This is a genomic window from Paenibacillus pasadenensis (genome assembly GCF_002864175.1).
GTDB classification, from domain to species: Bacteria; Bacillota; Bacilli; order Paenibacillales; family Paenibacillaceae; genus Paenibacillus_O; species Paenibacillus_O pasadenensis.
Genome location: NZ_NFEZ01000001.1, coordinates 515,185 through 540,334 on the forward strand (window position 1 = coordinate 515,185; position 25,150 = coordinate 540,334).

General features: G+C 50.6%; 25 protein-coding genes. 20 read left to right on the plus strand and 5 right to left on the minus strand.

Annotated features, from left to right (window positions below; translation table 11 throughout):
• Positions 1 to 12: 12 nt before the first annotated feature.
• A complete protein-coding gene (locus B8V81_RS02250; protein ID WP_101807594.1) occupies positions 13 to 1,041 on the minus strand; it encodes a glycosyltransferase family 2 protein in 1,029 nt (342 codons plus the stop codon).
• 168 nt (positions 1,042 to 1,209) lie between these two features.
• On the opposite strand from B8V81_RS02250, the gene B8V81_RS02255 reads away from it, so the two are divergent.
• The gene (locus tag B8V81_RS02255; protein ID WP_146000445.1) at positions 1,210 to 1,749 is read left to right on the plus strand and encodes a general stress protein; all 540 of its coding nucleotides are present in this window, start codon (positions 1,210 to 1,212) and stop codon (positions 1,747 to 1,749) included.
• A 67-nt stretch (positions 1,750 to 1,816) separates the two neighbouring features.
• A complete protein-coding gene (locus B8V81_RS02260; protein ID WP_101807596.1) occupies positions 1,817 to 2,002 on the plus strand; it encodes a DUF2188 domain-containing protein in 186 nt (61 codons plus the stop codon).
• A 232-nt stretch (positions 2,003 to 2,234) separates the two neighbouring features.
• Here B8V81_RS02260 and B8V81_RS02265 read toward each other — a convergent pair whose 3' ends face one another.
• Complete coding sequence (locus B8V81_RS02265) at positions 2,235 to 3,359, minus strand: PdaC/SigV domain-containing protein (protein WP_101807597.1); 1,125 nt, start codon at positions 3,357 to 3,359, stop codon at positions 2,235 to 2,237.
• 226 nt (positions 3,360 to 3,585) lie between these two features.
• On the opposite strand from B8V81_RS02265, the gene B8V81_RS02270 reads away from it, so the two are divergent.
• Together B8V81_RS02270 and B8V81_RS02275 are read left to right on the plus strand one after the other, a co-directional pair.
• The gene (locus B8V81_RS02270; RefSeq protein WP_028598913.1) at positions 3,586 to 4,119 is read left to right on the plus strand and encodes a type 1 glutamine amidotransferase domain-containing protein; all 534 of its coding nucleotides are present in this window, start codon (positions 3,586 to 3,588) and stop codon (positions 4,117 to 4,119) included.
• 168 nt (positions 4,120 to 4,287) lie between these two features.
• Positions 4,288 to 4,785: a CcdC family protein gene (locus B8V81_RS02275; protein WP_028598914.1), complete on the plus strand. Its 498-nt coding sequence runs from the start codon at positions 4,288 to 4,290 to the stop codon at positions 4,783 to 4,785.
• 128 nt (positions 4,786 to 4,913) lie between these two features.
• Here the strand turns inward: B8V81_RS02275 and bioB are convergent, their stop codons facing one another.
• A complete protein-coding gene (bioB, locus tag B8V81_RS02280; RefSeq protein WP_101807598.1) occupies positions 4,914 to 5,993 on the minus strand; it encodes a biotin synthase BioB in 1,080 nt (359 codons plus the stop codon).
• A 180-nt stretch (positions 5,994 to 6,173) separates the two neighbouring features.
• On the opposite strand from bioB, the gene B8V81_RS02285 reads away from it, so the two are divergent.
• The 3 genes from B8V81_RS02285 to B8V81_RS02295 all read left to right on the plus strand — a co-directional run bounded on the left by B8V81_RS02285 (position 6,174) and on the right by B8V81_RS02295 (position 9,132).
• Positions 6,174 to 6,740, plus strand: a complete 567-nt coding sequence (locus B8V81_RS02285; RefSeq protein ID WP_101807599.1) for a MarR family winged helix-turn-helix transcriptional regulator — start codon at positions 6,174 to 6,176, stop codon at positions 6,738 to 6,740.
• The gene (locus B8V81_RS02290; protein WP_101807600.1) at positions 6,718 to 7,254 is read left to right on the plus strand and encodes a glutathione peroxidase; all 537 of its coding nucleotides are present in this window, start codon (positions 6,718 to 6,720) and stop codon (positions 7,252 to 7,254) included. The genes B8V81_RS02285 and B8V81_RS02290 overlap by 23 nt, the downstream gene beginning before the upstream one ends.
• A 213-nt stretch (positions 7,255 to 7,467) precedes the next feature.
• Complete coding sequence (locus B8V81_RS02295) at positions 7,468 to 9,132, plus strand: glutamine--tRNA ligase/YqeY domain fusion protein (RefSeq protein WP_101807601.1); 1,665 nt, start codon at positions 7,468 to 7,470, stop codon at positions 9,130 to 9,132.
• Positions 9,133 to 9,278: 146 nt separating this feature from the next.
• On the opposite strand, the gene B8V81_RS02300 is transcribed toward B8V81_RS02295, so the two are convergent.
• Both B8V81_RS02300 and B8V81_RS02305 read right to left on the minus strand, forming a co-directional pair.
• On the minus strand, positions 9,279 to 10,937 hold the full coding sequence (locus B8V81_RS02300; protein ID WP_101807602.1) for an S-layer homology domain-containing protein: 1,659 nt from the start codon (positions 10,935 to 10,937) through the stop codon (positions 9,279 to 9,281).
• 254 nt (positions 10,938 to 11,191) lie between these two features.
• The gene (locus tag B8V81_RS02305) at positions 11,192 to 13,678 is read right to left on the minus strand and encodes an O-antigen ligase family protein (protein WP_101807603.1); all 2,487 of its coding nucleotides are present in this window, start codon (positions 13,676 to 13,678) and stop codon (positions 11,192 to 11,194) included.
• A gap of 111 nt (positions 13,679 to 13,789) precedes the next feature.
• Here B8V81_RS02305 and B8V81_RS02310 point away from each other — a divergent pair, with 111 nt between their 5' ends.
• Genes B8V81_RS02310 through rfbD form a run of 13 tightly spaced genes read left to right on the plus strand, consistent with a single transcriptional unit; the run spans position 13,790 to position 25,135 of the window.
• Complete coding sequence (locus B8V81_RS02310) at positions 13,790 to 15,196, plus strand: DUF2142 domain-containing protein (protein ID WP_084137249.1); 1,407 nt, start codon at positions 13,790 to 13,792, stop codon at positions 15,194 to 15,196.
• A gap of 60 nt (positions 15,197 to 15,256) precedes the next feature.
• Entirely contained in the window at positions 15,257 to 16,009 is a 753-nt protein-coding gene (locus tag B8V81_RS02315; RefSeq protein ID WP_240479021.1) for an ABC transporter permease, read from the plus strand.
• A gap of 23 nt (positions 16,010 to 16,032) precedes the next feature.
• Positions 16,033 to 16,770, plus strand: coding sequence for an ABC transporter ATP-binding protein (locus B8V81_RS02320; protein WP_084137253.1), 738 nt, complete (start codon positions 16,033 to 16,035; stop codon positions 16,768 to 16,770).
• 7 nt (positions 16,771 to 16,777) lie between these two features.
• Positions 16,778 to 17,632, plus strand: coding sequence for a glycosyltransferase family 2 protein (locus tag B8V81_RS02325; protein WP_084137255.1), 855 nt, complete (start codon positions 16,778 to 16,780; stop codon positions 17,630 to 17,632).
• Position 17,633: 1 nt separating this feature from the next.
• On the plus strand, positions 17,634 to 19,814 hold the full coding sequence (locus tag B8V81_RS02330) for a glycosyltransferase (protein WP_084137257.1): 2,181 nt from the start codon (positions 17,634 to 17,636) through the stop codon (positions 19,812 to 19,814).
• Positions 19,815 to 19,829: 15 nt separating this feature from the next.
• On the plus strand, positions 19,830 to 20,384 hold the full coding sequence (locus B8V81_RS24670) for a hypothetical protein (RefSeq protein WP_127464409.1): 555 nt from the start codon (positions 19,830 to 19,832) through the stop codon (positions 20,382 to 20,384).
• Between the two features lie 15 nt (positions 20,385 to 20,399).
• Positions 20,400 to 21,119, plus strand: coding sequence for a glycosyltransferase family 2 protein (locus B8V81_RS02335; RefSeq protein WP_101807604.1), 720 nt, complete (start codon positions 20,400 to 20,402; stop codon positions 21,117 to 21,119).
• Between the two features lie 10 nt (positions 21,120 to 21,129).
• Entirely contained in the window at positions 21,130 to 21,525 is a 396-nt protein-coding gene (locus tag B8V81_RS02340; protein ID WP_101807605.1) for a DUF2304 domain-containing protein, read from the plus strand.
• Positions 21,494 to 21,865 (plus strand): EamA family transporter, encoded by a 372-nt coding sequence (locus tag B8V81_RS02345; RefSeq protein WP_307719976.1) that lies wholly within the window; start codon positions 21,494 to 21,496, stop codon positions 21,863 to 21,865. The genes B8V81_RS02340 and B8V81_RS02345 overlap by 32 nt, the downstream gene beginning before the upstream one ends.
• 19 nt (positions 21,866 to 21,884) lie before the next feature.
• The gene (locus B8V81_RS02350; protein WP_028598922.1) at positions 21,885 to 22,628 is read left to right on the plus strand and encodes a sugar phosphate nucleotidyltransferase; all 744 of its coding nucleotides are present in this window, start codon (positions 21,885 to 21,887) and stop codon (positions 22,626 to 22,628) included.
• Between the two features lie 32 nt (positions 22,629 to 22,660).
• Positions 22,661 to 23,212, plus strand: a complete 552-nt coding sequence (gene rfbC / locus B8V81_RS02355; RefSeq protein ID WP_028598923.1) for a dTDP-4-dehydrorhamnose 3,5-epimerase — start codon at positions 22,661 to 22,663, stop codon at positions 23,210 to 23,212.
• 34 nt (positions 23,213 to 23,246) lie between these two features.
• Complete coding sequence (rfbB, locus tag B8V81_RS02360) at positions 23,247 to 24,278, plus strand: dTDP-glucose 4,6-dehydratase (RefSeq protein ID WP_028598924.1); 1,032 nt, start codon at positions 23,247 to 23,249, stop codon at positions 24,276 to 24,278.
• Positions 24,279 to 24,289: 11 nt separating this feature from the next.
• Positions 24,290 to 25,135, plus strand: coding sequence for a dTDP-4-dehydrorhamnose reductase (gene rfbD / locus B8V81_RS02365; protein WP_028598925.1), 846 nt, complete (start codon positions 24,290 to 24,292; stop codon positions 25,133 to 25,135).
• The last annotated feature ends 15 nt before the right edge of the window (positions 25,136 to 25,150 follow it).

A 25,150-nucleotide genomic window follows, 5' to 3' on the forward strand; every position in this document is an offset into this window, starting at 1 on the left:
TGCTGCTTTATTTTAGAGACTGAGAACCGGATCAAGTTCTTTTCTATGATCAGACTTGGCCTCGTCAACGGCTTTCCGGCGGACGGCGGGAGGAAGCTCCCGCTCTACGATGTAAAGCGGTCGGCGTTTGACCTCGCGATAAATCTTGCCGATATATTCACCGATCAGTCCAACCGAAAGCAGCTGCACGCCTCCGATGAACCACATGGATACAATGAGGGAGGACCAGCCGCTGACGGCTTTGCCCATTAAATTAGACGTGATTCCGTAGATGGCCATGACGATGCTGACGGCAAAAACGACGAATCCAGCTGCCGTGACCATGCGGATCGGCTTCACCGAAAGCGAGGTGATGCCCTCCAAGGCGAAGTTGATCATTTTCTTCAAAGGATACTTGGATTCACCGGCAGCCCTTTCCAGCCGTTCATAATACACTACGCCGGTCTGGAAGCCGAGCAACGGGACCATGCCGCGCAAAAAGATATTCACTTCCGTGAAGCGAGCAAGTTCATCAAGCGCGCGGCGGCTCATTAGACGGTAATCCGCATGATTGTTCACAATGCGTAGGCCAAGGCCTTCCATTAATTTATAAAAGCTTTCTGCTGTTGTCCGTTTAAACCAAGTATCGCGCTTGCGGCTGCTGCGCACGCCATAGACGATGTCGCAGCCTTCGCGATATCGGAGTACCATGTCTCGGATGACTCGTACGTCGTCCTGGAGATCCGCATCAATGCTGACGAGGCAATCGGCATGCTGTTTAGCCGTCATGAGGCCGCCGAGAAGAGCGTTTTGATGCCCGACATTGGCGGCGAGATTGAGTCCGGACACACGCTCGTAGCGCCCCTTGAGATCTTCGATGAGAGGCCATGTTTGATCTCGGCTTCCGTCATTGACGAATAGGATGAAGCTCTCTGATGAGACCAGGCCTTCCTTTTCCATTTTATCGAGGACGGAATCGAGCTCTTCGACGGTAAGGCTCAGAACCTCTTCTTCGTTATAACAGGGGACAACAATGCCGAGAATCGGCTTCTGATGGTACATGATTCATTCACTCCCAATTGACTTTTGAGACACTTAATCGAGATGCTAGTCGGTTCTCTACCAAAATAATGCCTAATTATACAGGATCATTTAGTAAAAGAACAAAGATTTCCGCCTAGCCGATCGGGGTAAGTCTCTACCAAGAGACCCGACAAGGAGGCGTTTTTCATGGCGATTCGATATGTAGGGGTGTATGAGCGGGATGCGCAGGCCGAACAAGCGCTCGGCGAGCTGCAGCGCGCGGGGTTCAGCCGGGACGAGCTGTCGGTGCTGACGCGAGACAGGGAGCGGTATGACGGCGTGCTGGACGAATCCGGAACGATGGCGCCCGAAGGCATCGCCGCAGGCGTGACGACCGGCGGCCTCGCCGGCGGCACGGTCGGCTTGCTGGCCGGCCTCGGGGCGCTGGCCATCCCGGGCATCGGCCCGATCATCGCGGCCGGTCCGATCGTCGCCGCTCTTGGAGGCGCGGCTGTCGGCGCGAGCACGCTCGGCATCGTCGGCGGACTCGTCGGCATGGGCTTCGCGGAGAGCGAGGCCAAGCGCTACGAAAAAGAGGTGCAGGACGGACGCATCCTTGTCTTTGTCGAAGCGGCTCCGGAGGATGCGCGCGATGCGATCGGCATCCTGGGCGCTGCCGGCGCGCTGCGCACCGAGCGCGTCGACGACGAGGAGCCGCGTGCCGGCGGCGATGTGACGCTGCTCTGACCGCCGGAGCCGAGCCCGGAGCTGCAAGTGCCGGAGAGCGATATCCATGCCCAAGGAGGAGATCCGGATGCCGTGGAAAAAGAACGACTACCCGCCATCCATGAAAAATCTGGATGAGCGGACGCGCGGCAAGGCGATCGACATCGCCAACGCGCTGCTGGAGGACGGCTATGAGGAAGGCAGGGCGATCGCCATCGCGACCGCCCAGGCCGAAAAATGGGCGGAGGACCATCCTGGTCGAGACGACGCATGACTATAGCCGAGCAGTGAGCGCACGAAGCTGAACAGGGCTGTCCGAAGATCTCCATCCTGAGATCTTTGGACAGCCCTGTTTGCGAGCAGGATCGGGTGGGAAGACGAGATTGCATGGCTTGCAGCCTCTCCGAGCCGGACGATGCAGAAGGATTACGTTCGCGCTCGAGCAGCTGCCGGACGCTGCCTCGACCTTCTCGCCTACGGCCGCCGCACAGAGCCGTCAGTCAGCTCTACGCCTTCGGCGCTTCCAGGTTGACGACATCCCCGCTGTAGGACACCGTCGCCTTGAGCAGCTCGGTGAACAGCGCGAGCGGCACGGTCAGCCGGCCTTTGCCGTCTACGACAGGGGCCGCCCCGAGCCGGACCGGAGCCGACTTGTCGACGCTGTAGCTGTCGAGTCCTTTGGATACGGCGGTCCACGTGTCGCCCTTGCTCAGCTCAAGCGTGCTCGTCGCGGCGGTCCACTTCGTCTTGTAGCCGAGCGCTTCGGCGACCTGGCGCGCCGGAATCATCGCGACGCCGTCCTTGCTTTGCGTCACGCCGATGCCTTCGAGAGGCTGGCCCTGCACCTGAACGGCGAGCACGGGCTCGGGCAAGCCGGCTTCCGGCAGCGCGATCGGGAATTCCGGAGCTCCGGTCGCATACGGCGCGATCTCATAGGGCTGGAACACGACGCGCGCCTTGCCGCTCGAGATGTAGAACGGCTGGTCCTCCTTCACGCCCGCGAATCCGTCCTCGAAGTACAGCTCGGGATGGGCCGCGATCTGGCGCTTGATCTCCTTGTCGACATGCTCGGCGTAGTCCTCTCCGTAAAGCGTCGCCAGCGTCATGTACGAAGCCTCGGCGCCGTTCGCGACGTTGTACGTATCGATGCGGCTGATGCCATGGGCGCCTCCGCTATAGATGTAGGTATTCAGCTTCAGGGAGAGGAAGCCCCCGTCCACGAGCGACTCGCTGCGGGCGGCGGAGAACTGCAGCTTGATCTCATGCTTATGGAATGGATAAGATTCCTTCTGCGACGAAGCCCGATCCTCCTCCGCCTGCCTGGCCACCGCCTCGAGGTCTTTCAGCGCGGCGCTTTCGAGGATGCCGTTCAGCTGCTGCTGGAACTTGGCGTCCTTCAAGCCGCTCACAACCGGGATGTACAGGGAGGCCTCGTAGGCTTTCGTGCTGCGGACGATCTTCTTGACGGAAACGGCCGGGTGGACGGCTGTCTCAGCCGGCGCCGGCGTCGCGGCCGCGGCCGCGGCAGACGGGGCGTGGGAGCCGAGCGCCGCGCCTCCGAACAGGGCCGTTCCGGCCAGAGCGAGCATCAGCCTCCGGGCATGCTTTCCTTTTTGCGTACGAACGTTCATGATGCATTCCTCCTCCAACCGTGGTTGCCTTTTCTTTTCTTCTCTTCTTTTATCCTAGACTGCTTCGGCCGCCATAAGGTTACAGAAGGGTAACGTTTTGTCGAACGCCGTCAGCGAGGATCGGTCGAGGCGCCGCTTGCGCCGCGCGGCGTTCGGTTCAGATGGGGCGCGGAAGGGTAAAGTAAGGCTGTATCTTAGGAACCTTCAGGCAAAGGAGAGAATCATCATGGCAAAGGTAGCTTTTTTGCTCGGACCCCAGTTCGAGGACAGCGAGATGCAGGCCCCTTATGAGGCGATCCGGGCGGAAGGTCACGAGACGGTAATCATCGGCCTCAAGGCCGGAGAGAAGCTTGAGGGCAAGCAGGGCAAGGCCAGCTATACGACGGAGCTTGGCATCGCCGACGCGAAGCCGGAGCAGTTCGACGCGGCGGTCATTCCCGGGGGCTCCTCTCCGGAAGCGCTCCGCAACGACCCGTCGATCCAGTCGTTCGTACAGCGGCTCGACGAGGAGAAGAAGACGATCGCGGCGATCTGCCACGGTCCGCAGATTCTCATCAGCGCCGGGCTGGCGAAAGGCCGGACGCTGACCTGCTATCCGCCGCTGCGGGACGATCTGGCGAATGCCGGCGCCCACTATGTCGATCAGGAGGTCGTCGTGGAAGGCAATTTCGTCAGCTCCCGCACGCCGGAGGACGAGCCGGCCTTCATCCGCGAGACGCTCAAAAGCATCGGCTCCCGCGTCAAGCAGTCGTCGCGCTGAGCACGCGCATTCCCGCCGCCGGACAAGCCGCTTCCTGCTGCTGTCCGGCGGTTTTTCGCGTTCATTTGCATGGAGGAGGCATTTTGGGTACGATGGAGAAAGCTGTAGAGGCGCGGCCGAAAAGCAAGGCTGGCGCGCCTATTTTCCAAAGGGAGTGCCGATGCCCGTATGAACCTGTCGATCCAGATCTCGCCGCTGTGGTCCTTGCTTATCCCGTTGCTCGGAGGGCTGGCGGTCATCATGGTGCGCGTCCGTTCCACCCGCAAGCCGACGACCTTGCGCAAGATCCTCATTCCGCCCCTCGGCATGGCGACCGGTTTTTTGATGTTCGTCGTTCCCGAGACGCATATACCGCTCCTCTGGGCGCTTTGCGCTTTCGCCGTCGGCGCTCTGCTGTTCTCCATCCCGCTTATCCTGACGTCCAAGATGGAGTTTGTCGGCGAAGATGTCTACTTGCGCCGCTCCAAGGCGTTTTTCTTTCTGATCCTTATTCTGCTGGCGATTCGTCTGGTGCTTCACGACGTCGTCGAGCAGTACGTTTCGGTGCTGCAGACCGCCTCGCTGTTCTTCCTGCTGGCGTTCGGCATGCTCGTGCCTTGGCGGCTCGCGATGGCGTACAAGTTCCGCCAGCTCCACCGGGATCGTGCCGGCGCTTCGCTGTCCTGACTGCGGCGGCGTCTGCTCCTGCGCAGGACGAGGCGGGCCCTGTCCGGTTCCTTCCGAGCCGATCGCCTGGGACTTGCCCGGGCAGGCCGGGCCGTGCTTTTCTGGATTTCAGAAAAGCACGGCTTTTTTCATCGGCGGACAGCGCCGCTCGGGACAGCCGGCAGCGGTTTGCCCTGGGCGATCCATGCGGCTTCGACATCCGGGGCGATGCGTTCGGGCTCGAAGCCGAGATCCTCGAGCATGTCGAGATCGCGGCTCCACTCCTGACCGGCCGTCGTCAAGTAGTCGCCGAGGAAGATCGAGTTGGCGGCGTATAGCGCCAGCGGCTGCAGCGAGCGGAGCGTCAGCTCGCGTCCTCCGGCGACGCGGATCTCCTTGTCCGGACAGACGAAGCGCAGCAGCGCCAGCAGGCGCAGCGCATCTGCGGGAGAGACGCGCTCGCTGCCGCCCATCGGCGTCCCTTCGACCGGATGGAGGAAGTTGACCGGAATCGAGTCCGCCCCAAGCTCGCGCAAGGCGAATGCCATTTCGATCCGATCGTCGATCGTCTCGCCGAGGCCGGCGATGATCCCGGAGCAGGGAGATAGGCCCGCCTCCCGGACTCGGTCCAGCGTCTGCAGCCGGTCTTCATAGCTGTGCGTCGATACGACCTGGTCATGATGCGCGGCGCTCGTATTGAGGTTATGGTTGTAGCGCTGCACGCCCGCCTCGCGCAGCTCTGCGGCCTGCTCGGCCGTCAGCTGGCCGAGGCAGGCGCAGATCTTGAGCGGCAGCTCCGCCTGGATGGCCCGGACCGCCTCGGCTACCCGCGCCGTCTCCCGTCGGCTTGGGCCGCGGCCGGAGGCGACGATGCAAAACGTGCCGACGCCTTGGGCATACGCTTTGCGGGCGGCTTCAAGCATCGCCTCGGGGCGGAGCAGCGCATAGCTGGCGATGTCGGCGCTTGAGACGATCGACTGGGAGCAGTACCCGCAGTCCTCTGGACAAAGCCCGCTTTTTGCGTTCAGGATGCGGTTCAGCTTGACCTTCCGGCCGAAATGATGGCTGCGAACGCGGAAAGCGGCCTGGAGCAGCGGCAGCAGCTCCAGGCGGTCGGCTTCCAGGACAAGGCGCGCCTCCTCGCGCGAGGGCGGACTCCCGGCAAGCGCTTTGTCGGCGAGCTTTTCCCAGAGGGACGGGCCATCGGCAGCGGAAACGGGATGCGGCATGTGGGGGAACCTCCTCTTTTGGTTAACCATATTGATTCATAATTTGGTTTACTAATAGGAGCTATTGTAGCAGTATCTTCCATAACCTGTAAAGGCGTCGATTGACTTTAGGAGGCTTGAATGCTAAGCTGAAGTCAACGTGTTAGATTGTATGCAATGTATAGAGGGGGAGTCCATCCCATGACACCTTCACGACCGCCGCGCCCGAGCGCCGATCAGCCAGGCGCGGCGGGCCGGGCCCCGAGCCCTTCCTCGGAAGGGCTTGGAACCGGCACAGCAGCAGGAGCGCTCCCGCTGGATCTCCAGCTCTGTTTCGCCCTTTACGCCTGCTCCAAAGAAGTGACGAGGCTGTATCGTCCGCTCCTGCAGGAGCTGGGCATCACGTACACCCAATATGTGACGCTGCTGGCGCTGTGGGAGCAGGACGGGCTGCCGGTCAAAGGCCTGGGCAGCCGGCTTTATCTGGACTCGGGGACGCTCACGCCGCTGCTCAAGAAGCTGGAGGCGGCCGGGCTCGTGAATCGGATCCGGGACGGAGCGGACGAGAGGGTGCTGCGGGTGTACTTGACGGAGCAGGGACGGGCGCTGCAGATGCAGGCCGCGAACATCCCTCAGGAGCTGTGCCGCGTGCCCGGCATCGACCTGCAGGAGCTGGAGGAGCTGAGGGTTCGGCTGCAGTCGCTCCATGGACGGATTCATCATCAGGTTGAGGAGGAGAGTTCAGATGGCTATCGTCACGAACCATAAGCTTGAAACGCTCGGAGGAGAACCGGCGCAGCTGGCCGACTACGAAGGCAAGGTGCTGCTCGTCGTCAACACGGCCAGCAAATGCGGGCTGACGCCGCAGTACGAGGAGCTGCAGGCGCTGTACGAGAAGTACAAGGATCAAGGCTTGGTCGTCCTTGGCTTTCCAAGCAATCAGTTCGGCGCTCAGGAGCCGGGCTCCTCGGATGAGATCGAGGGCTTCTGCAAGGTGAACTACGGCGTCAGCTTTCCGCTGTTCGCCAAGACGGATGTCAACGGCGCGAACGCCCATCCGTTGTTCCGGCAGCTGACGGCGGCAGCTCCGTTCCAAGGCTTCGACGACTCCGACAAAGGCCGCCGCTTCGCCAGCATGTTCAGCCCGGAGCAGCTGGAGAGCGACGACGTGAAGTGGAACTTCACCAAGTTTCTGATCGCACGCGACGGCTCGATCGTCGGCCGCTTCGAGCCAAGCGTACAGCCGCTGGATATCGCCCCGGCTATCGAGAAGCTGCTTTAGGCGGACGAGCCGACGCTTTGCTTTCGAGGCTCCGCTCTGCGAATCGAGCCGCGGATGCCGGCACCGAGCCGCGGGCCGACTGGACCTTCGGGCGCGCTCAAGAGCAATCCGGACGTCCGGACGGACGGTCTTGCATCTCCCTGCCCCCTTATATCAGGGGGCTTTTTTGTGTACAATAGTAGGATATAGGTCATAGAAAGGTTGGGTGGTCGCATGGATCCGAAAAATCCTCCGATTTCTAATTTCATACGCGCAATCGTCGCTGACGACGTGGAGAGCGGCCGCACGCAGCAGGTCGCGACCCGATTTCCGCCGGAGCCGAACGGTTATCTGCATATCGGCCATGCCAAGTCCATCTGCCTGAACTTCGAGGTCGCCGATGAATTCAAGGGGCGCACGAATCTGCGATTCGACGATACGAACCCGGTCAAGGAAGACACGGAATATGTCGAGTCGATTCAGGAAGACGTCCGCTGGCTCGGCTTCGAGTGGGAGGAGCTTCGGTTCGCGTCCGACTACTTCGAGGAGTTCTACGAACGGGCGCTGCTGCTCATCCGCAAAGGGCTGGCCTATGTCGACGATTCGACGCCGGAAGAGATGCGGGAGCTGCGCGGCACGCTGACGCAGCCTGGGCGCAACAGCCCGTACCGCGATCGCAGCGTCGAGGAGAACCTGGACCTTTTCGGCCGCATGAGGGCAGGCGAATTCCCGAACGGAGCCCGCGTGCTGCGCGCCAAGATCGACATGAGCTCGCCGAACATCACGATGCGGGATCCGGTGCTGTACCGAATTTCCCACGCTCATCACCATCGGACCGGCGATGCCTGGTGCATCTATCCGATGTATGATTTCGCCCATCCGCTCAGCGATGCGATCGAGGGCATCACGCATTCCATCTGCACGCTCGAGTTCGAGGATCACCGTCCGCTGTACGACTGGGCGATCGAGCAGTGCGAGATGGAGTCGCGGCCGCGCCAGTACGAATTCGGCCGTCTCAATCTGACCAATACGGTCATGAGCAAGCGCAAGCTCAAGCAGCTGGTCGACGAAGGCATCGTCGACGGCTGGGACGATCCGCGCATGCCGACGATCAGCGCGCTGCGCCGCAAAGGCTTCACGCCGGAGGCGATCCGCACGTTCTGCCGCGAGATCGGCGTCGCCCGCGCTTACAGCATCGTCGACGAGCAGATGCTGGAGCATTTCATCCGTGAGGATCTGAAGCTCAAGGCTCCGCGCACGATGGCGGTCGTGCGGCCGCTGAAGGTCGTCATCACCAACTACCCGGAAGGGCAGGTCGAATGGCTCGAGGCGGAGAACAACAACGAGAACGAAGAGATGGGCACGCGCCAGATCCCGTTCTCGCGCGAGATCTACATCGAGCAGGACGACTTCATGGAGAACCCGCCGGCCAAGTACTTCCGCCTGTTCCCGGGCAATGAAGTCCGGCTCAAGCACGCCTACTTCATCAAGTGCGAGGAAGTCGTGAAAGATGAAGCCGGCGAAGTCGTCGAGCTGCGGTGCACCTACGATCCCGAGACGAAAAGCGGCACAGGCTTTACCGGCCGCAAGGTCAAGGGCACGCTTCATTGGGTCGAAGCCTCGCATGCCGTTTCGGCGGAGTTCCGTCATTTCGAGCCGCTCATCACGAGCGAGGCCGAGGAGGGCGACAAGACCTTCCTGGAGTGCATCAATCCGGATTCGCTGCAAGTGCTCGGAGGCTTCGTGGAGCCCGGCATGAAGGAAGCGGCAGCCGGAGACAAGTTCCAGTTCTTCCGTCACGGCTATTACAGCGTCGATCCGAAGCTGACGACTTCCGAGCGTCCCGTTTTCAATCGCGTCGTCTCGCTGAAAAGCTCGTTCAATCCGGCGCAAGCCTGATCTTTCGCCATCCGCCGTCTTACCCTCTGGCCGAGCAGGCAGGGGGTAAGACGGTTTATTTTGCTTTCCGGAAGGAGCTTTCCGATTTCCCCAAAACATGAAAAAGCGGCCCCGAAGGGCCGCTTTTTTGCTGGCATAAGGAAGGATTAGTTCGAGAGGCCAGCGATCGGCAGATAGCGTGCGATCATCGTTGCCGCTTCAGCACGGTTAGCAAAGGCGTTTCCTGCGATCGCAGTCGAGGATTGGCCGTTCACGATGCCGGCTTTCACAGCAGCGCCGACCTCAGCTTTTGCCCATCCGAGGATTGCCGTATCCTTGAATCCAGCCAGAGCTGCGTTTGCATCCGCATCCGACAGCTTGATGGATTTTCCGGCGTACTCCGTCGCGCGAACGACGATAGCGGCTACCTCTTTACGAGTGATTGGCGCGTTCGGGTTGAAGTTGCCTTTCTCGTCCCCAATGACCAGGCCGATTTCAGCAGCAGCAGCTACCGTACCGGCATACCATTTGGTGGAGATGACGTCGTTGAACTTGTAGGTCGACGACGTTACAGGCTGTACTCCCAGCGAACGGATGACCAGCGCTGCGAATTCCGCACGCGTGATGCCGCGTTTCGGCTCGAACAGGTTTTTGCCCGTACCTTCAACGATCAGCTTCTCGGAGAGGGACTCGACAGCGTTCTTGGACCAGAACGGCAGCGCGTCATTGAAGCGAGCCGTCTTGCCTTGAATCACCGTGTAGATGGAGGAACCGTCACGCTTCAGCGTAGCGATCGTCTTGTCGTCTGCCTTGGCGAACGTGCTAGGCACGAAGCTCAGCTCTTTCGCGGTCGGGTTGAACAGGACGCCTGCAGCGCTTGGCGTAGCGGCCGAAGTCAGAGGAATCGTACGTTGTACGAGTTGTCCGAACTTCTCGATCGGAAGCTCCTTGCCGCCGCCGACAGCTACAACTTTGAAGTCGTAAGCGTCAGCCAGCTGCGTCGCGCCGACTGCTTTCACGGCATCGTTGACGGCTTTCGCCGCATCGCCTTCAAGCTTCTTCATTTCTACGCGGATGACCAGATCTTTCAGCTCGACCCCGAGGGATTTCGCCAGATCAGCCAGTTTCAGCGCAGCAAGCGGAAGCGTGATGGATACGCCGGCATCGTTGTAGATGGTCAGCGTCTTGCCGTTCAGCAGAGCGTCGGCAGGCAGATAAACCGTGTCCGTAGTCGTTTTGATACGGGCGTTTTCGTCTGCTGCCAGAGCTGCGATCAACCGGTCGCGGTTAACTTTGCCGTCAGCACCGATGATGTCGCCCGTTGGAGGAGTGATGCCGCCACCCCATCCGCTGCCACCGCCGTTGTTGCTTGGCTCATACACATACGTCGTGATGGTATCCGTACCATACGTGTATTGCAGTTTCAGCGGGAAGCTGTACGTGGAAGTCGATACGTTGTCGAAGCTGTAGCCGTATGCATAGTATCCGTCAAGATTGGAAGTCTGGCGGTATGTAGCATCCACAGTCAAGCGAGGTGCTTCCTTACCAGCCTCGTACACATTGATCGTGACGCGATTCTTGTACACGCTGTCCGTAGCGTAGACGCCGGAAGCTGTAGACTCCGCGTCATACACCGCTTTGGCAACATACACGTTTCCAGCGATCGTACCGCTGCCGTCGTAATAAGTCGATTCCGTAACGAATTTCGTTTTTCCTTCAATGCCGGAAGCAGCGAAGACTAGAATCGGAGACAGAGCGGATACCATCATCATGAAGACGAGCAAAGCCGCAGTCTTTTTTGTTACAATCTTTTTCATAATTTTCATTTCACCTCCTTTCAAGAAAATAAATGGAAATCAAAAGGGCAGTAAGAATCCTTGTGATTCTGCGCTTGCAGATCACTGTTCTTGAAGCTATGCAACTCGTTTCCCTCCTTAATGCCTTTAGTAGAACTCTTTCTCGGGAGTCCTGCAGAGATAAAAGCTATTATAAGCAAGAATCCCGAGAAAGAAAAGGGTCTTTGTGGTAATTTTGTAAAACTATCGGGTATTCGGTAGTATCCTGTCGATGAGTGTTAAAATCAGGACGCTATGAGCTGATTAACCAGCTTTTCCTCGTTTGAATCCGCTTGAATCAATTTCTCTTTCAGAGCGTCATCCTTCTGTCCCAGCTTTTCCAAGGAAGCGATGTAATAGCGGACAGCAGAGCGCGAGGTTCCCGCAACCGTCTGAGCTTCTTGAGATTCATCGGCTGGGGTGAGAGCATCGCCGATAGACGGTTTCAATACTTCTACCGCTTCTGCAAAACGTCCGGAGTGGAAGTCGACTTGTCCCATCGCTTGGCGGATGGTCGTCGAGATGTCGAAGCGGCGGCCTTGCAGCTGCTCCGGCGGCAAATCCTTGAGCTTGTCGGTCCTCGATACGACTTCCTCGTAAAGCTCGGAGGCGCGACCCCAGCTCTGTTCGTAAGCAGGATCTTCATTGCCGTGTTCATTCAAGCCGAGATCGGCATACTGCTTGATTCCCATTTCGTAGAGCGTAATATCCCATGGGAACTTGACCAATCCGTCTTCGATGATCGCGATCGCTTCCTTTACGTTTCCGGCCAAAAGACGGTTGTTGTATTCAGCCTGTATGATTTGACGCTGGTACGGGTCATGAAGTTGCGCTTTTTGAAGATTTTTTTTAGCTTGGTCTAAATAGTCGGCATTTTGCGTCTGCTGATAGACTTGCGTCAGCCAATCGGCCTTGACCAAATAGTATTGGGTATTGGAGGGGGAAAGCGAGATCGCTTTGTCCAAAGCCGGAAAAATCTGGTCAATCGACGCTTGTTGCTGAGCAAGGGCGCGCGCCTTATCGAACTGGATATAGGAAGCATAGAACCGGTAGGCGAATACGCCGACAAGAATGGTCAAGGCAGCCAATACAGTCGGATAGAGTCGATTGAAGGCGGTCTTTTTCAAAGTGAGTTTAGGCAGGGACAACTCCTTGTCGTAGACGCCGATCATGCTGCCGAGAGAGAAGAAGACGATGGCTGCGATGGAAATATAGCTCATGTCGAAGTCGAAGAAGCTATGAAGCAGGATGGAAACGGTGAAAATATAGTAGATGAGCTGGCTGCCGCGCTTCTCCGGATGGCGGATCCAGCTGCGGACGAACAGGAAGTAAGCGAGCGCGAACACTGCGAGGTGAAGAAGCAAGCCGATCCAGCCTGTTTCGACGAGCAATTGAACGAGATAGCTGTGGGCCTGGTTGCTGGTATAAGGGTTCGACTGATATTGCTGGTAAAGGGCTTGCCAGCCGCCCCCTCCTGCTCCGAACAGCGGGTAATCGGCCGCGATGTCCAGGCCGTTTTCATAAAACGTCGCCCGCTCGAGCACGCTATGCTGCTTGAAGCTGATGTTTTCCAGACGGTTGGCCAGGTTGGAGGGGAGCAGGTCCCGCACGGCGGAACTGGACAGGACGAGCGCGGCTCCTATGACGGCTAGAACAATCATTGCGGCTGGAGCGGCGAGATAAGAGATCTTGCGCCTCGAAAATGATTCAAGGCTGCGTTCTAAAGCAGGCTCGATCCACCGATTGACTGCGAGCACAAGGAGCATGGCGACGAGAGAAGCGCCGAGGAGAGCGCCCCAGCCCGCCAGAGCTTCCGAGCTGAAGAGCGGCATCAGCTTTTCAGGTGGGATCTGAGATCCGCCTTCGTTGAAACGGAGCACTTGCTGAGCAATCGTGAAGGCTTTTGACTCGATGACGCTCAGTACGGCAAAGGAAACGCCGACGGTGATGAAAAGATGCAAGACGTAAACAAGCTGTTTGCTGACCTTGAGAAACGGCATCGTCAGCAGGACGGCTGCCGGAATGACGACCAGCGCGGCGCGCGAGTAGGTCAGCATGAACGACACGAATACCGGGACGAGCATGAACGCATGGATTCCGATCCAAAGGCGCTTTTTCGCATGAGTCGTGTAATAGGCTGCCGCCAGCAGGATGGCGATCAGCAAGGCGGCATATGTATTCGGGTACTGGAAGACAGAGGTCATCCGATACGTGCCGAGCTGGAACCAGAGCGCGTCGGGGTACCAATACTGGCCGAACAGGTTGAGGATGCCGAACCAGACGAGCACGTAGCTGGTCAGGATCAGAATGGTCTCGAGCGCAACTCTCGTAAAGCGGTTGTCGTTATAATAGAGACCGAAGACAAAGAAGGAAGCGAGCAGGCAGCTGACCATCATCATGATGTTGGCTGTATTGTCGGAGGCGGCTCCGATAGATGAGATGGCGAAGCTGAGCGGGAGCAGCCAGATGGCGATGGACAGGATCGCTTTCCAGCTGTTCATGGTCCAGACCTTGAATAGGTGCACGGACATGAGGAGCACGAAGCAGAGGGAGTAGATCGAGGCGCCGATCAGCTTCTTCTCGAAGTTGAAGTCATACCCGTTGAATAAGCCGGCTTTGAACGTATACATCAGGAAGAAAATGGCCGCCATGAGAATCGCTGCCCACTTTAGCAGGGATACGTCAGATTCTTCCTTTTTGATGTACTTGGGTGGTGAAGGTTGTCGATTCATGGTAAACTCCTTTTTAGTCGCAGGTGATATGGATGGAGTCTATTTTAAGACATTTTGGTGCCAACCGCACTAGCCAATCTCTTGGGCAAATACAAGTAGTGAGGTAAAGGGATGCAACAATTACCAAGACTAGAGGAGAAGTTCCTTGCAATTTCTTTAATTTTCGGTATGCTTTTTATTTTTTTAACACCTCCATTTCAAGTGGCTGATGAAGATAGTCACTATAAAAAAGCTTTTCTAATTTCTGAATTTATATTGCTCCCTTCGGTGGTAGATGGGAATATCGGCAACTATTTACCTAAAGAGCTTGTGTTGCTTGAAGAAAGTTTTCGAAGGTTTATTGGTAACAAAGAAGAAAAATATAGTTATATTGATCAGTACAATGATCTGAACACACCCGCTGATTTTTCCGAAAAAGTTTTTCAGAGTTACAGTACGTCGCAAACAAGTCCACTTCTTTATCTTGGATCAGGTAGCGCAATTTTTTTAAGCAAACTATTTGTAAAACCTACTTCGTCAAATTCAGATAATTTCGCTACATATCTCTATGCCGGAAGAATAGGGAATCTACTATTATATACAACTCTAATTTACTTGGCGATAAAATATATCCCCTTCTATAAAAGAGTGATTGCTTTGCTGGGGCTTATGCCAATGAGTATGACTTTAGGGGCCTCTAATAGCTACGACGCTGTTGTTATAAGTGTCCTATTTCTAATTTTCTCTTTAATAATGCGGTACATATATTCATCGGATAAAAAAAATATTTCCAAGAGGGATGTTGTTCTATTATTCATTCTTTCTATTTTTTTGATTGAGCTTAAAACTGTCTATTATCCAATCTTACTGCTTATATTTCTTGTTCCTAAAGAAAAGTTCGTAGACTTTAAGAGATCGATTGCCATCTGCTTTGTTCTTGGCGGTGGAGTATTCTCTCACGTAATATGGATGGGAGTATTAAAGATTGTGTTGCGATCCGCAACTCCAGGTTCAGGACAAGCTCAAGAACAGATTTCGTATATATTGCATAATCCGCTTGACTTTGCAATGGTTTTAGTTAGAACGTTTACTGAGTTGAGAATGTTTTATGTCAACAGCTTTGTCGGTAATTTTGGATGGCTAGATACGAATCTGCCTAGTTTGGTGGTTATTGGTTTTTTGATTGTTCTTATCCTTGTGGCATATTCTGATGGTATACATGTACATTTGCCGTTGATGCATAAGGTAGTTTTTGTTGGAATATTTCTCATGGTGGTTTTAATGATAGAATCCTCGCTTTATATTACTTGGACATCACATCCAGATATCGGGGGTATAGGGCATCCTATAGTTTCTGGTGTGCAAGGGAGATACTTCATTCCCTGCATCCCTCTATTCTTGGTTCTGCTACACCGATCCAGAAAATCCGTCAAATTATTAGAAAGGAGAGCAATCTCTCTAGATTTCATAGTACCCCTATACTCAATCTCGGTGCTTGCAATAACTTTATTCACATTGCTCCTAAGGTTCTGGATTTAAAATGATAAGTTGAGGATGAGTTTAATGAATATTTTAAAAAAAAGAAGCCTCATTAATTTTATGAAGTATAGAAGTTTGATTTATTTATTGGTAGCTAAAGATTTGAAAGTGAAATATAAGCGTTCAGTGTTGGGGGTTCTATGGAGCTTATTAAATCCATTATTGACCATGCTTATTATAACAATAGTTTTCAGAGAACTTTTTCGCTTCAATATTGATAATTTTGCTGCCTATGTAATAAGTGGACAGGTTCTATTTTCATTTTTGTCCGAATCAACAGGTCTAGCAATGTCCTCTATTTATACATCTGGGCAGATAATTAAGAAAGTCTACATTCCTAAATATATTTTCCCTATAACCAAGACCACTTATTCCCTGGTCAATTTACTGTTTTCATTTTTGGCAGTATTGTTAGTTTGTGTTGTGACTAATGTGTCAATCAATTATACTATTATATTTAGTTTTGTGGCAATTATATATTTATATGTGTTCTGTCTTGGCCTTGGTATGTTATTGAGTAGCCTAGTTATTTTTTTTAGGGATATTGAACATTTTTATGGAGTCTTCCTCACTGCCTGGATGTACGCTACCCCCATTATTTATCCTATCAGTATCATGCCAGATCGTTTCATGTTCTTACTATATGCTAATCCACTTTACTACTACATAGAGTATTTTAGATTAGGATTGGTAAATGGGCAGGTACCTTCATGGGATTTAAATCTACACTGTATACTTTATTCTATTGGGACGTTAGCGTTGGGCGTGTATATATTCAACAAAAAACAGGATGAATTCATATTGCATATTTAATGCCTTCCTGGGGGAGCTATATAATGACAACCGAATCAATTCGAGTTGAAGATGTATCAATGTGTTTTCATATGACAACGGAAAAGATAAGTACAATGAAGGAATATATAATCAAAAAACTTAAAGGGCAAATATCTTATAAAGAGTTTTGGGCTTTGCGAAATGTTAGTTTTTCAATTCAAAAGGGTGATATCCTGGGTGTTTTAGGCTTGAATGGAGCAGGGAAAAGCACATTGCTTAAAATGGTAGCGGGAGTCCTGAAACCTACAAGTGGAAATATATATGTGAACGGAAGTATGGCCCCATTAATTGAATTGGGAGCTGGATTCGATACAGAATTAACTGCTCGGGAAAATATTTATTTGAATGGTTCTATTTTGGGGCATAGTAAGAAAATGATGAAAAAACATTTTGATGAGATTGTTGAATTCTCAGAGTTGCAAGATTTTTTGGATGTCCCGATAAAAAATTTCTCATCGGGAATGTATGCAAGGCTCGGCTTTTCAATTGCAACAATTACGAAACCTGAGATTTTAATCGTGGATGAAATACTATCAGTAGGTGACTTTAAATTTCAACAGAAATGCGAAAGTAAAATACAAGATATGATTAAAGAAGGGACAACAATTATGTTGGTTACTCATTCAATCGATCAAATTAGAGCGTTATGTAACAAGGCGATTGTACTTGAGAAGGGAAGTTTGATTCAATCCGGCACAGTAGATGCTGTTAGTGATTTTTACTATTCAAAATATACCTAGGTGAAGAATGAAAAGGAATATAGTAAGGAAAATTCGATGGTTTTATATAAGATTCGGCATCAAGATTACGAATTTAAAGGGTAACAAATGGTATGCTAAAAAGTTGTCTAATGAGCCGGACTTTTCAAAAGAAAGAATGAGTGAAGGAATCAAAATATCGATTCTTCTACCTGTATATAATACTCCTTCACAATATTTAATTGAATGCATTGAATCAGTGATGGGGCAGGAATACAGTAACTGGGAATTATGTATTGCTGATGATAATTCGAGTCAGCAGCATGTTAAAGAAATTCTTAGATATTACTCAAATAAAGATGATAGAGTTAAAGTGGAATTTAGAAATCGAAATGGGCACATTTGTGAATGTACCAATACGGCTTTTGCAATGGCTACGGGGGAGTATTGCGCTTTGCTCGACCATGACGATTTGCTCCATCCTTTTGCTTTATATGAAGTGGCTAGAGCAATTCACTCATATCCTGAAGCTGTTTTGTTTTATACTGATGAAGATAAATGGTTGGACGGGAAGCGAATCAAACCATTCTATAAAAAAAAGTGGGGATATAAACACCTTATTGGAATCAATTTCATTTGTCACCTAGCTGTTTATAGAACATCTGCAATACGTCAAGTTGAAGGTTTTCGAGTAGGGACAGAAGGAGCTCAAGATTGGGACTTGGCTCTGCGTGTAATGGAACTTGAAGAGCCAGTCGTTCATATACCAAAGATCCTATATCACTGGAGAATATCCGAGTTCTCTACTTCGGGTGGAGAAAAGGCAAAGGATTATATAAAAAATGCGCAATATAAAGTGATACACGATGCGATGGAACGCATAACCAAGAAAGGTGATTTTTAATATGAGACTAAATATTCTTCTGAAAAAAAGCTATGCAACACTGAAATACGAGGGGGTACCAAGTTTTTCTAAAAAGACAACTTCATACATAAAGAGAAATATACTAGGTAATAAAATAAAGCACAATCATTTCAAAGATATTCTTTTCATAAACGGATGCACCCTTCCGCATCCCTCGCGCTATAGAATTGACCATCAAATTGAACAACTTCATTTTAATAACTTTTCTGCGGATCAAGTGTACTATGAGAATTTGAAGCTTGAAGATGTTAAGTTTTACAGGGCTTTTGTATTCTTTAGATGTCCAGTGACAGATTTAATTGAGGATTTCATAAAAGAGGCTAAATACTATAATAAAAAATGCTTCTTTGATATTGATGATTTAGTAATAGATGAGGAGTATGTTTCAACTATAGCTCATCTGAAAACGATGAGACAGCAAGATTTGAAGCAGTATATGGATGGAGTCAATCGAATGAAGCGAACTATGCTTTTATGTGACTACATCCTAACTACGACTGAAGGAATGGCAAGAGAACTTAGAAAATTCAATCCACAAACATTTATTAACCGTAATGTAGCCTCTGAAAAAATGGTTGAGTTATCTTTAAAAGCTATTTCCCAAAAGAAACCTGACCCTCAAAAAGTAATTTTAGGATATTTCAGCGGAAGCATAACTCACAATGCTGATTTCAATATGATAAAAGATACTATCATAGATATAATGGTAGATGATCCCAATGTTTACTTGAAGGTAGTAGGCTTATTGGATATACCAGAGGAATTCAATGCAATTCGGGATCGGATTCTTGTAGAAAAATTTATGGACTGGACCAAGTTGCCGCAGCTTATTGCTTCAGTTGATATCAATCTAGCTCCTGTAGAGGATACCATATTTAATCAAGCTAAGTCCGAAAATAAATGGACTGAGGCTGCCCTCGTCAAAGTACCTACTGTGGCTAGTAAAGTCGGAGCATTTGAAGAGATAATCGAATCTGGGACGACGGGCATTCTTTGTTCAAATCAGGAAGAATGGAAGCAATCTTTACTTAAACTTATTCGGGATGATCTAATGCGGAAAGAGATTGGCGGAATGGCTTTTAAAAAAGCTGTGAATTCTCATACAACTGTTCAAACAGGATATAGTCTTGTTGAATATTTTCAAACGCAGTTGAACGAATCCATCTTATTTGTTTTACCCTCTACTCAAATAAGTGGCGGAGTGAATGTGGTTATTAAGCATTGTCACATTTTGAGGAATAATGGCATGGATGTAACTATTCTTTCCATGGGTGATTCGGAAGAGAATCTTGTAAACAAAGAAGGGTCTATAAATGTGATTTGTTGTCACAAAACACTAATACATGCTACATTCTCTAAAGCCGTTGCAACGCTATGGACAACATTAAGTTGGATAAATGGTTATTCAAAAATACTTCAGAAATACTATCTTGTCCAGAATTATGAAACTAATTTTTATGAGTACGGTAACGTGATGAAGATTTGGGCGAATTTAACCTATAATTCCCCTAATACTATATATATTACGATATCAAAATGGTGTAAGGATTGGTTAGAAAACCGTTTTAAGCAAACCGTAAAGTATGCTGCCAATGGAATTGATTTGAGTTTATTCAAAGAAACAGAGAGGGACTTTTCCGGGAAAGAAAAGATAAAAATTTTGATTGAGGGAAATAGCAGCGATTATTATAAGAATGTAGATGAAAGTTTCAGAATTTCCAATATGCTCGATAAAGGAAAATTTGAGATTTGGTACTTATCCTATAAGGGTGAACCGAAAGAATGGTACAAATATGATCGCTTCTTTCACCAAGTTCCTCATGAAAGAGTGAATGAAATTTATTCTCAATGCCATATTCTGCTGAAGTCCAGTCTATTAGAAAGTTTCTCATATCCTCCTCTTGAGATGATGGCGACAGGAGGATTTGCTGTGGTAGCACCGAACGAAGGAAACATAGAATATCTGATCGACGGGGAGAATTCTTTGCTTTATCGGCAGGGTGATATCGAGCATGGATTGGAAATGATCGAAAAGATTTGCAATGACTCAGAATTACGAAAAAAAATTATTGATAAATCAAGAATTACGGTGAAGGAACGAAGTTGGGGGTTATTAGAAAAGGACATAATGGATCTCTATCAAATTCGACAAAACGTATAGAGGATGAATGTTCAGATGAAAATTATGGGCAATATAGGGTATAAAATAGGGGTCATTTTACTTCTAAGTTGTGTTCTCTATATTTATATTGCAAACATTGGGGTTGTTAGATCTTATGTCGAACAACCGAAGGGTAATATGCCGGTTGGTGAAATTGTAAAAGGCATGCGAGTAGAACAAACTTTTTGGTCTGATAAATCTAATATCTCCGGTTTTTCGGTTAAGTTGGGGACATACGCTCGAATAAATCAATCTACTATAACATTTATCCTACAAGAGGATTCCGGAAAAGTGATTTATAAAAATACAGTTAAAGCAGATGGCCTATCTGACAACGCATATTACAAAGTGCGATTCCCTCCTGTTAAAAACTCGAAAAATAAGGAGTACCATTTGATATTAGAAACTAAAGATGCGAGTCCTGGGAATGCTATTACCGCCTACTCGAGCCAAGAGGATATTTATAAGGGTGGAATTTTGCTTATAGACGGAAAGAAAAGTTCTGCTGATCTAGTGTTTGAAATAGTTTTTAATGATACATTCTTGCAACGGAGTTTGTTTTTTTTATAGAGGGGAGCTCGACTAATGGCTAGAGTCCTTGCAATTGTTCCCGCATTTAATGAAGAGAAGAATCTAATTTCTCTTTATCGGAAGCTTAAAAGTGTAGAACTCGAGGATCATACCTTCGATATAATTATTATTAATGATTGCTCTACAGACAGGACGAAGGAAGTCTGTGATGTAAATGGAATCCCAGTTATTAATCTACCCTGCAATCTCGGCATTGGTGGGGCTGTTCAATCGGGATATAAGTATGCACTTAAAAATGATTATGACATTGCACTCATTGCACTTCAAGTGGATGGAGATGGGCAGCATGACCCGTCTTATATAACCAAATTAATTGCTCCAATTATTAACGGGGAGTCGGATATGGTCATAGGATCTCGTTATATTCAAAAACGAGGGTTTCAGTCATCAAAGATGAGGAGGCTGGGGATAAGGTATTTTACGTTGCTTTTGCAAGCAACTACAGGGCAAAAAATAACGGATCCAACTTCTGGTTTTAGAGCTTGCAATAAAAAAATGATTCGAGAGTTTGCGCGGTATTATCCTGTGGATTATCCCGAGCCGGAATCTATTATGTTTTCTAAACGAAATCGCTTTGTTATCAAAGAAATCGCCGTAGAAATGAAGGCCCGAACAGAAGGTCATTCTTCAATTACTTCTTTAAAGTCGGTTTATTACATGAGCAAAGTTTCTCTCGCTATAATTATTGATAAAATGAGAAAAGAAATGGTTTAGGGGATGGGATATGATTCCTTTTAAGCTTCAAATCATTTTGATCGCAGGGTCTTTTCTTTTTCTTTTGTTTGTTATTAATATGATTAGACGTTATAAACTTGAATTACGTTACTCCATGCTTTGGCTGATCTTGGGGATCATATTTCTAATTCTCGCTCTTATTCCCTCTTCCTTCTCAACAATCTCGAAGGTCATGGGAATAGAACTTCCTGTAAATGCCCTTTTCCTTATTACTATTTTCGGTAATATGATTATCATATTTTATTTAACTCTTGTTATTTCTAAGCAAACAATAAAGCTGAAGGAAATATCTCAGGAGATAGGGATTTTTAGACATGAATATGAGCGATTGAAAGAAATTAAGGAAGAATGTGATGCAAAGCATGATCAAGGGGACTTGGGTTAGCTACTTTATTTTAATGCTCAATATCATTTTTCTTGTTATGGGCCAAATGTTGTTTAAGTTTGGTCTAAACAAGATAGGTGGCGTCTCAATATTAACCGCTTGGAAAGCAGTCTTTAATCCATTTATCTTTACTGGATTAATCCTTTATGTAATCGCGACTTTGCTTTGGTTTGTGGTGCTCTCTAGGCTACCCTTGGCAGTCGCCTATCCAATGCAAACCCTTGCATATGTGCTTGGAATTATTATGGCAGTGTTGCTATTTCATGAACAGGTATCTTTAATAAAATGGTTCGGAATGCTGGTGATAATTGTAGGAGTAGTGCTTATTGCATGGGAATAAAGCCATTTGGGAGGTACGCATGAAAGGTATTATATTAGCTGGAGGCACAGGCTCACGCCTCTATCCCCTCACCAAAGTCACCAACAAGCATTTGCTGCCCGTAGGCAAGTATCCAATGATCTTCCATTCCATCGCCAAGCTCAAGGAAGCCGATATCAAGGACATTCTCATCGTAACCGGCAAAGAGCATATGGGTGATGTGGTGAACTTACTAGGAAGTGGCCATGAATTTGGAGTTTCTCTCACCTACAAAGTTCAAGATCAAGCAGGGGGAATTGCTCAGGCGCTTGGATTAGCGGAGCACTTTGCAAACCGTGAGCAAATGGTCGTCATCCTAGGAGATAATGTTTTCTCCGACTCCATTGCCGAATATGCGAAAAATTTCCGCAAACAGAATAAAGGCGCTAAGATCCTCATCCAAGAAGTTCACGATCCGCAGCGCTACGGCGTGCCCGAACTTGATGGTGATCGGATTGTTTCCATCGAAGAAAAGCCGGCGCAGCCGAAGAGCAGCTATGCCGTTACAGGCATCTATATGTATGACAGCAAGGTGTTCGACATCATTAAAACTCTCCAGCCTTCCGGCCGAGGAGAGCTTGAGATTACGGATGTCAATAATGCCTATATCAAATCCAACTCTCTCTCATATGATATTTTAAGAGGATGGTGGACCGACGCGGGTACGCATGCCTCCTTGACCCATGCAAACGAACTGGCTAAAGATCTCGTTTTTGGGGAAGAGTTCGGCAAGCTCAAGCTTTAAGCAGTGAGAAGAAGAGAAAGGATGGTGTTTTCTTGAACGTTCACGAGACGAAGCTGCCAGGGTTGAAACTTATTGAGCCAGCCGTTCATGGAGATCACCGGGGCTTTTTTGTCGAAAGCTATAACGAAGCCCGGTTTCATCAAAATGGCATCAAGCATGGCTTCATTCAAGACAATCATTCCCTTTCCGTAGAGGCGGGTGTCCTCCGCGGTCTTCACTATCAGCTCAACCCCAAAGCCCAAACCAAACTCGTCCGCTGCACAGCCGGCGCGATCTACGATGTTGTGGTGGACATCCGCAAAGGTTCTCCTACTTTCGGCCAGTGGCAAGGATTTATCCTGAGCGCTACCAACCATCGTCAGCTGCTCGTGCCGAAGGGCTTCGCGCATGGCTTCTGCACCTTGGTGCCGAACTCCGAGGTTCAATACAAGGTGGATGAATTCTACTCGGCGGAACATGATCGGGGCATTGCGTGGAACGATCCTGCGTTCGGAATCGATTGGCCGGTTCGTAAGCCGGTGCTCTCTGATAAAGACGGGAAGCATCCAGTTCTAGCAGATGCCGATATCAATTTCACCTTTTGAAGGCTGATTCCAACGAGAAAGGAACGTTGCCACTGTGAAGCTGCTCGTTACCGGCGGAGCCGGATTCATCGGGAGCAATTTCGTGCTGTATATGGCCGAAAAGTACTCCGACTATGAAATCATCAATGTCGATGCTCTAACCTATGCAGGAAATTTGGAAAACCTCAAATCGGTGGAAGGCAATCCGAAGGTCCGATTTGTAAAAGCCGATATTACGAAGCGGGAAGACCTGGAGCCGCTGTTCCAATCTGGAGTAGATGTCGTGGCGAACTTCGCGGCGGAGTCCCATGTCGACCGCAGCATTCTTGAGCCGGATGTCTTCGTCAAGACGAATGTGCTCGGCACGCAGACGCTGCTGGAGCTGGCCAAGCAATACGGCGTGCAAAAGTTTGTGCAAGTCTCGACGGACGAGGTGTACGGCACGCTCGGAGAAACGGGCCTCTTTACCGAGGAGACGCCGCTCGCCGCCAACAGTCCGTACTCAGCCAGCAAGGCGGGAGCCGATCTTCTGGTGCGCGCTTACCACGAGACATTCGGGCTTCCGGTGAACATCACGCGCTGCTCGAATAACTACGGACCGTTCCAGTTCCCGGAGAAGCTGATTCCGCTCATGATTCAAAACGCGCTGCAAGACAAGCCGCTGCCCGTCTATGGCGACGGACTGAATGTGCGCGACTGGCTATATGTAGAGGATCATTGCAGCGCGATCGATCTCGTCATCCACAAAGGCGTCGACGGCGAGGTGTACAATGTCGGCGGACGGAACGAGCGGAACAACCTGCAGGTCGTGAAGACGATCCTTCAGGAGCTGGGCAAGCCGGAAAGCCTCATCCAGTTCGTCAAGGACCGTCCTGGACATGACCGGCGCTATGCGATCGACGCCGACAAGATCCGCAGCGAGCTTGGCTGGACGCCGAAGCATGACTATGAATCCGGCATCCGAGCGACGATCCGTTGGTATTTGGACAACGAGGAATGGATGAAAGGCGTGCTCAGCGGAGCTTACCAGCAGTATTACGACACGCAATATGGAGATCGGCTGCAGCAGCCGGATAACAAATCATGAGCGAATCGGCTATGAACATCCTGGTCACCGGCGCGAATGGGCAGCTGGGAAAAGAGCTTGCGCTCTGGCAACCGGAGGATGGGCTAAACATCGTCGGTCTTGGCCGCGACGAGCTCGATATTACTTCGCTGGAGCAATGCCGGAAGGCCATGGAAGAGCTCAAGCCGGACGTGGTCATCCACTGCGCCGCTTACACGGCTGTCGATCAGGCGGAGACGGATCGGGACGGCGCCTATCGGGTCAACGCGGCGGGGACTCGCAACGTCGCCTTGGCGGCGAGAGAGGCGGGAGCCAAGCTCATTTACGTCAGTACGGATTATGTGTTCGATGGTCAAGCAGAGCGTCCTTATGAAGAGTACGACCTGCCGAATCCCAAGACGGTGTACGGGAAATCAAAACTGGCCGGGGAGCAGCTGGTGCAGTCGCTGCATGACCGCTGGTTCATCGTCCGGACGTCGTGGGTATACGGCAAGCATGGCGCTAATTTCGTCAAGACGATGCTGAGGCTCGGGGCGGAAAAGGATCGCCTTTCCATCGTGAGCGATCAGTTCGGTTCGCCGACGTATACGAAGGATTTTGCCGCGCTCCTGCTGGAGCTGGCGCGCTCGGAAGCTTATGGCATCTACCATGCCTCCAATACGGGCAGCTGCTCCTGGCATGAGTTCGCACAGGCGATTTTCGAGGAAGCCGGTCTGAAGGCGCAAGCCGATCCGTGCACGACGGAGGAATTCCCGCGCCCAGCGCCAAGGCCGAAGTTCTCCATCATGGATCATGGGGCGATACGCGTCAACGGCTTCAACGAACTGCCGGAGTGGCGGGAGGCGTTGGTTCGTTTTCTGCAGGAATTAAAAGCGTAGAAACAAAAAGAGAGG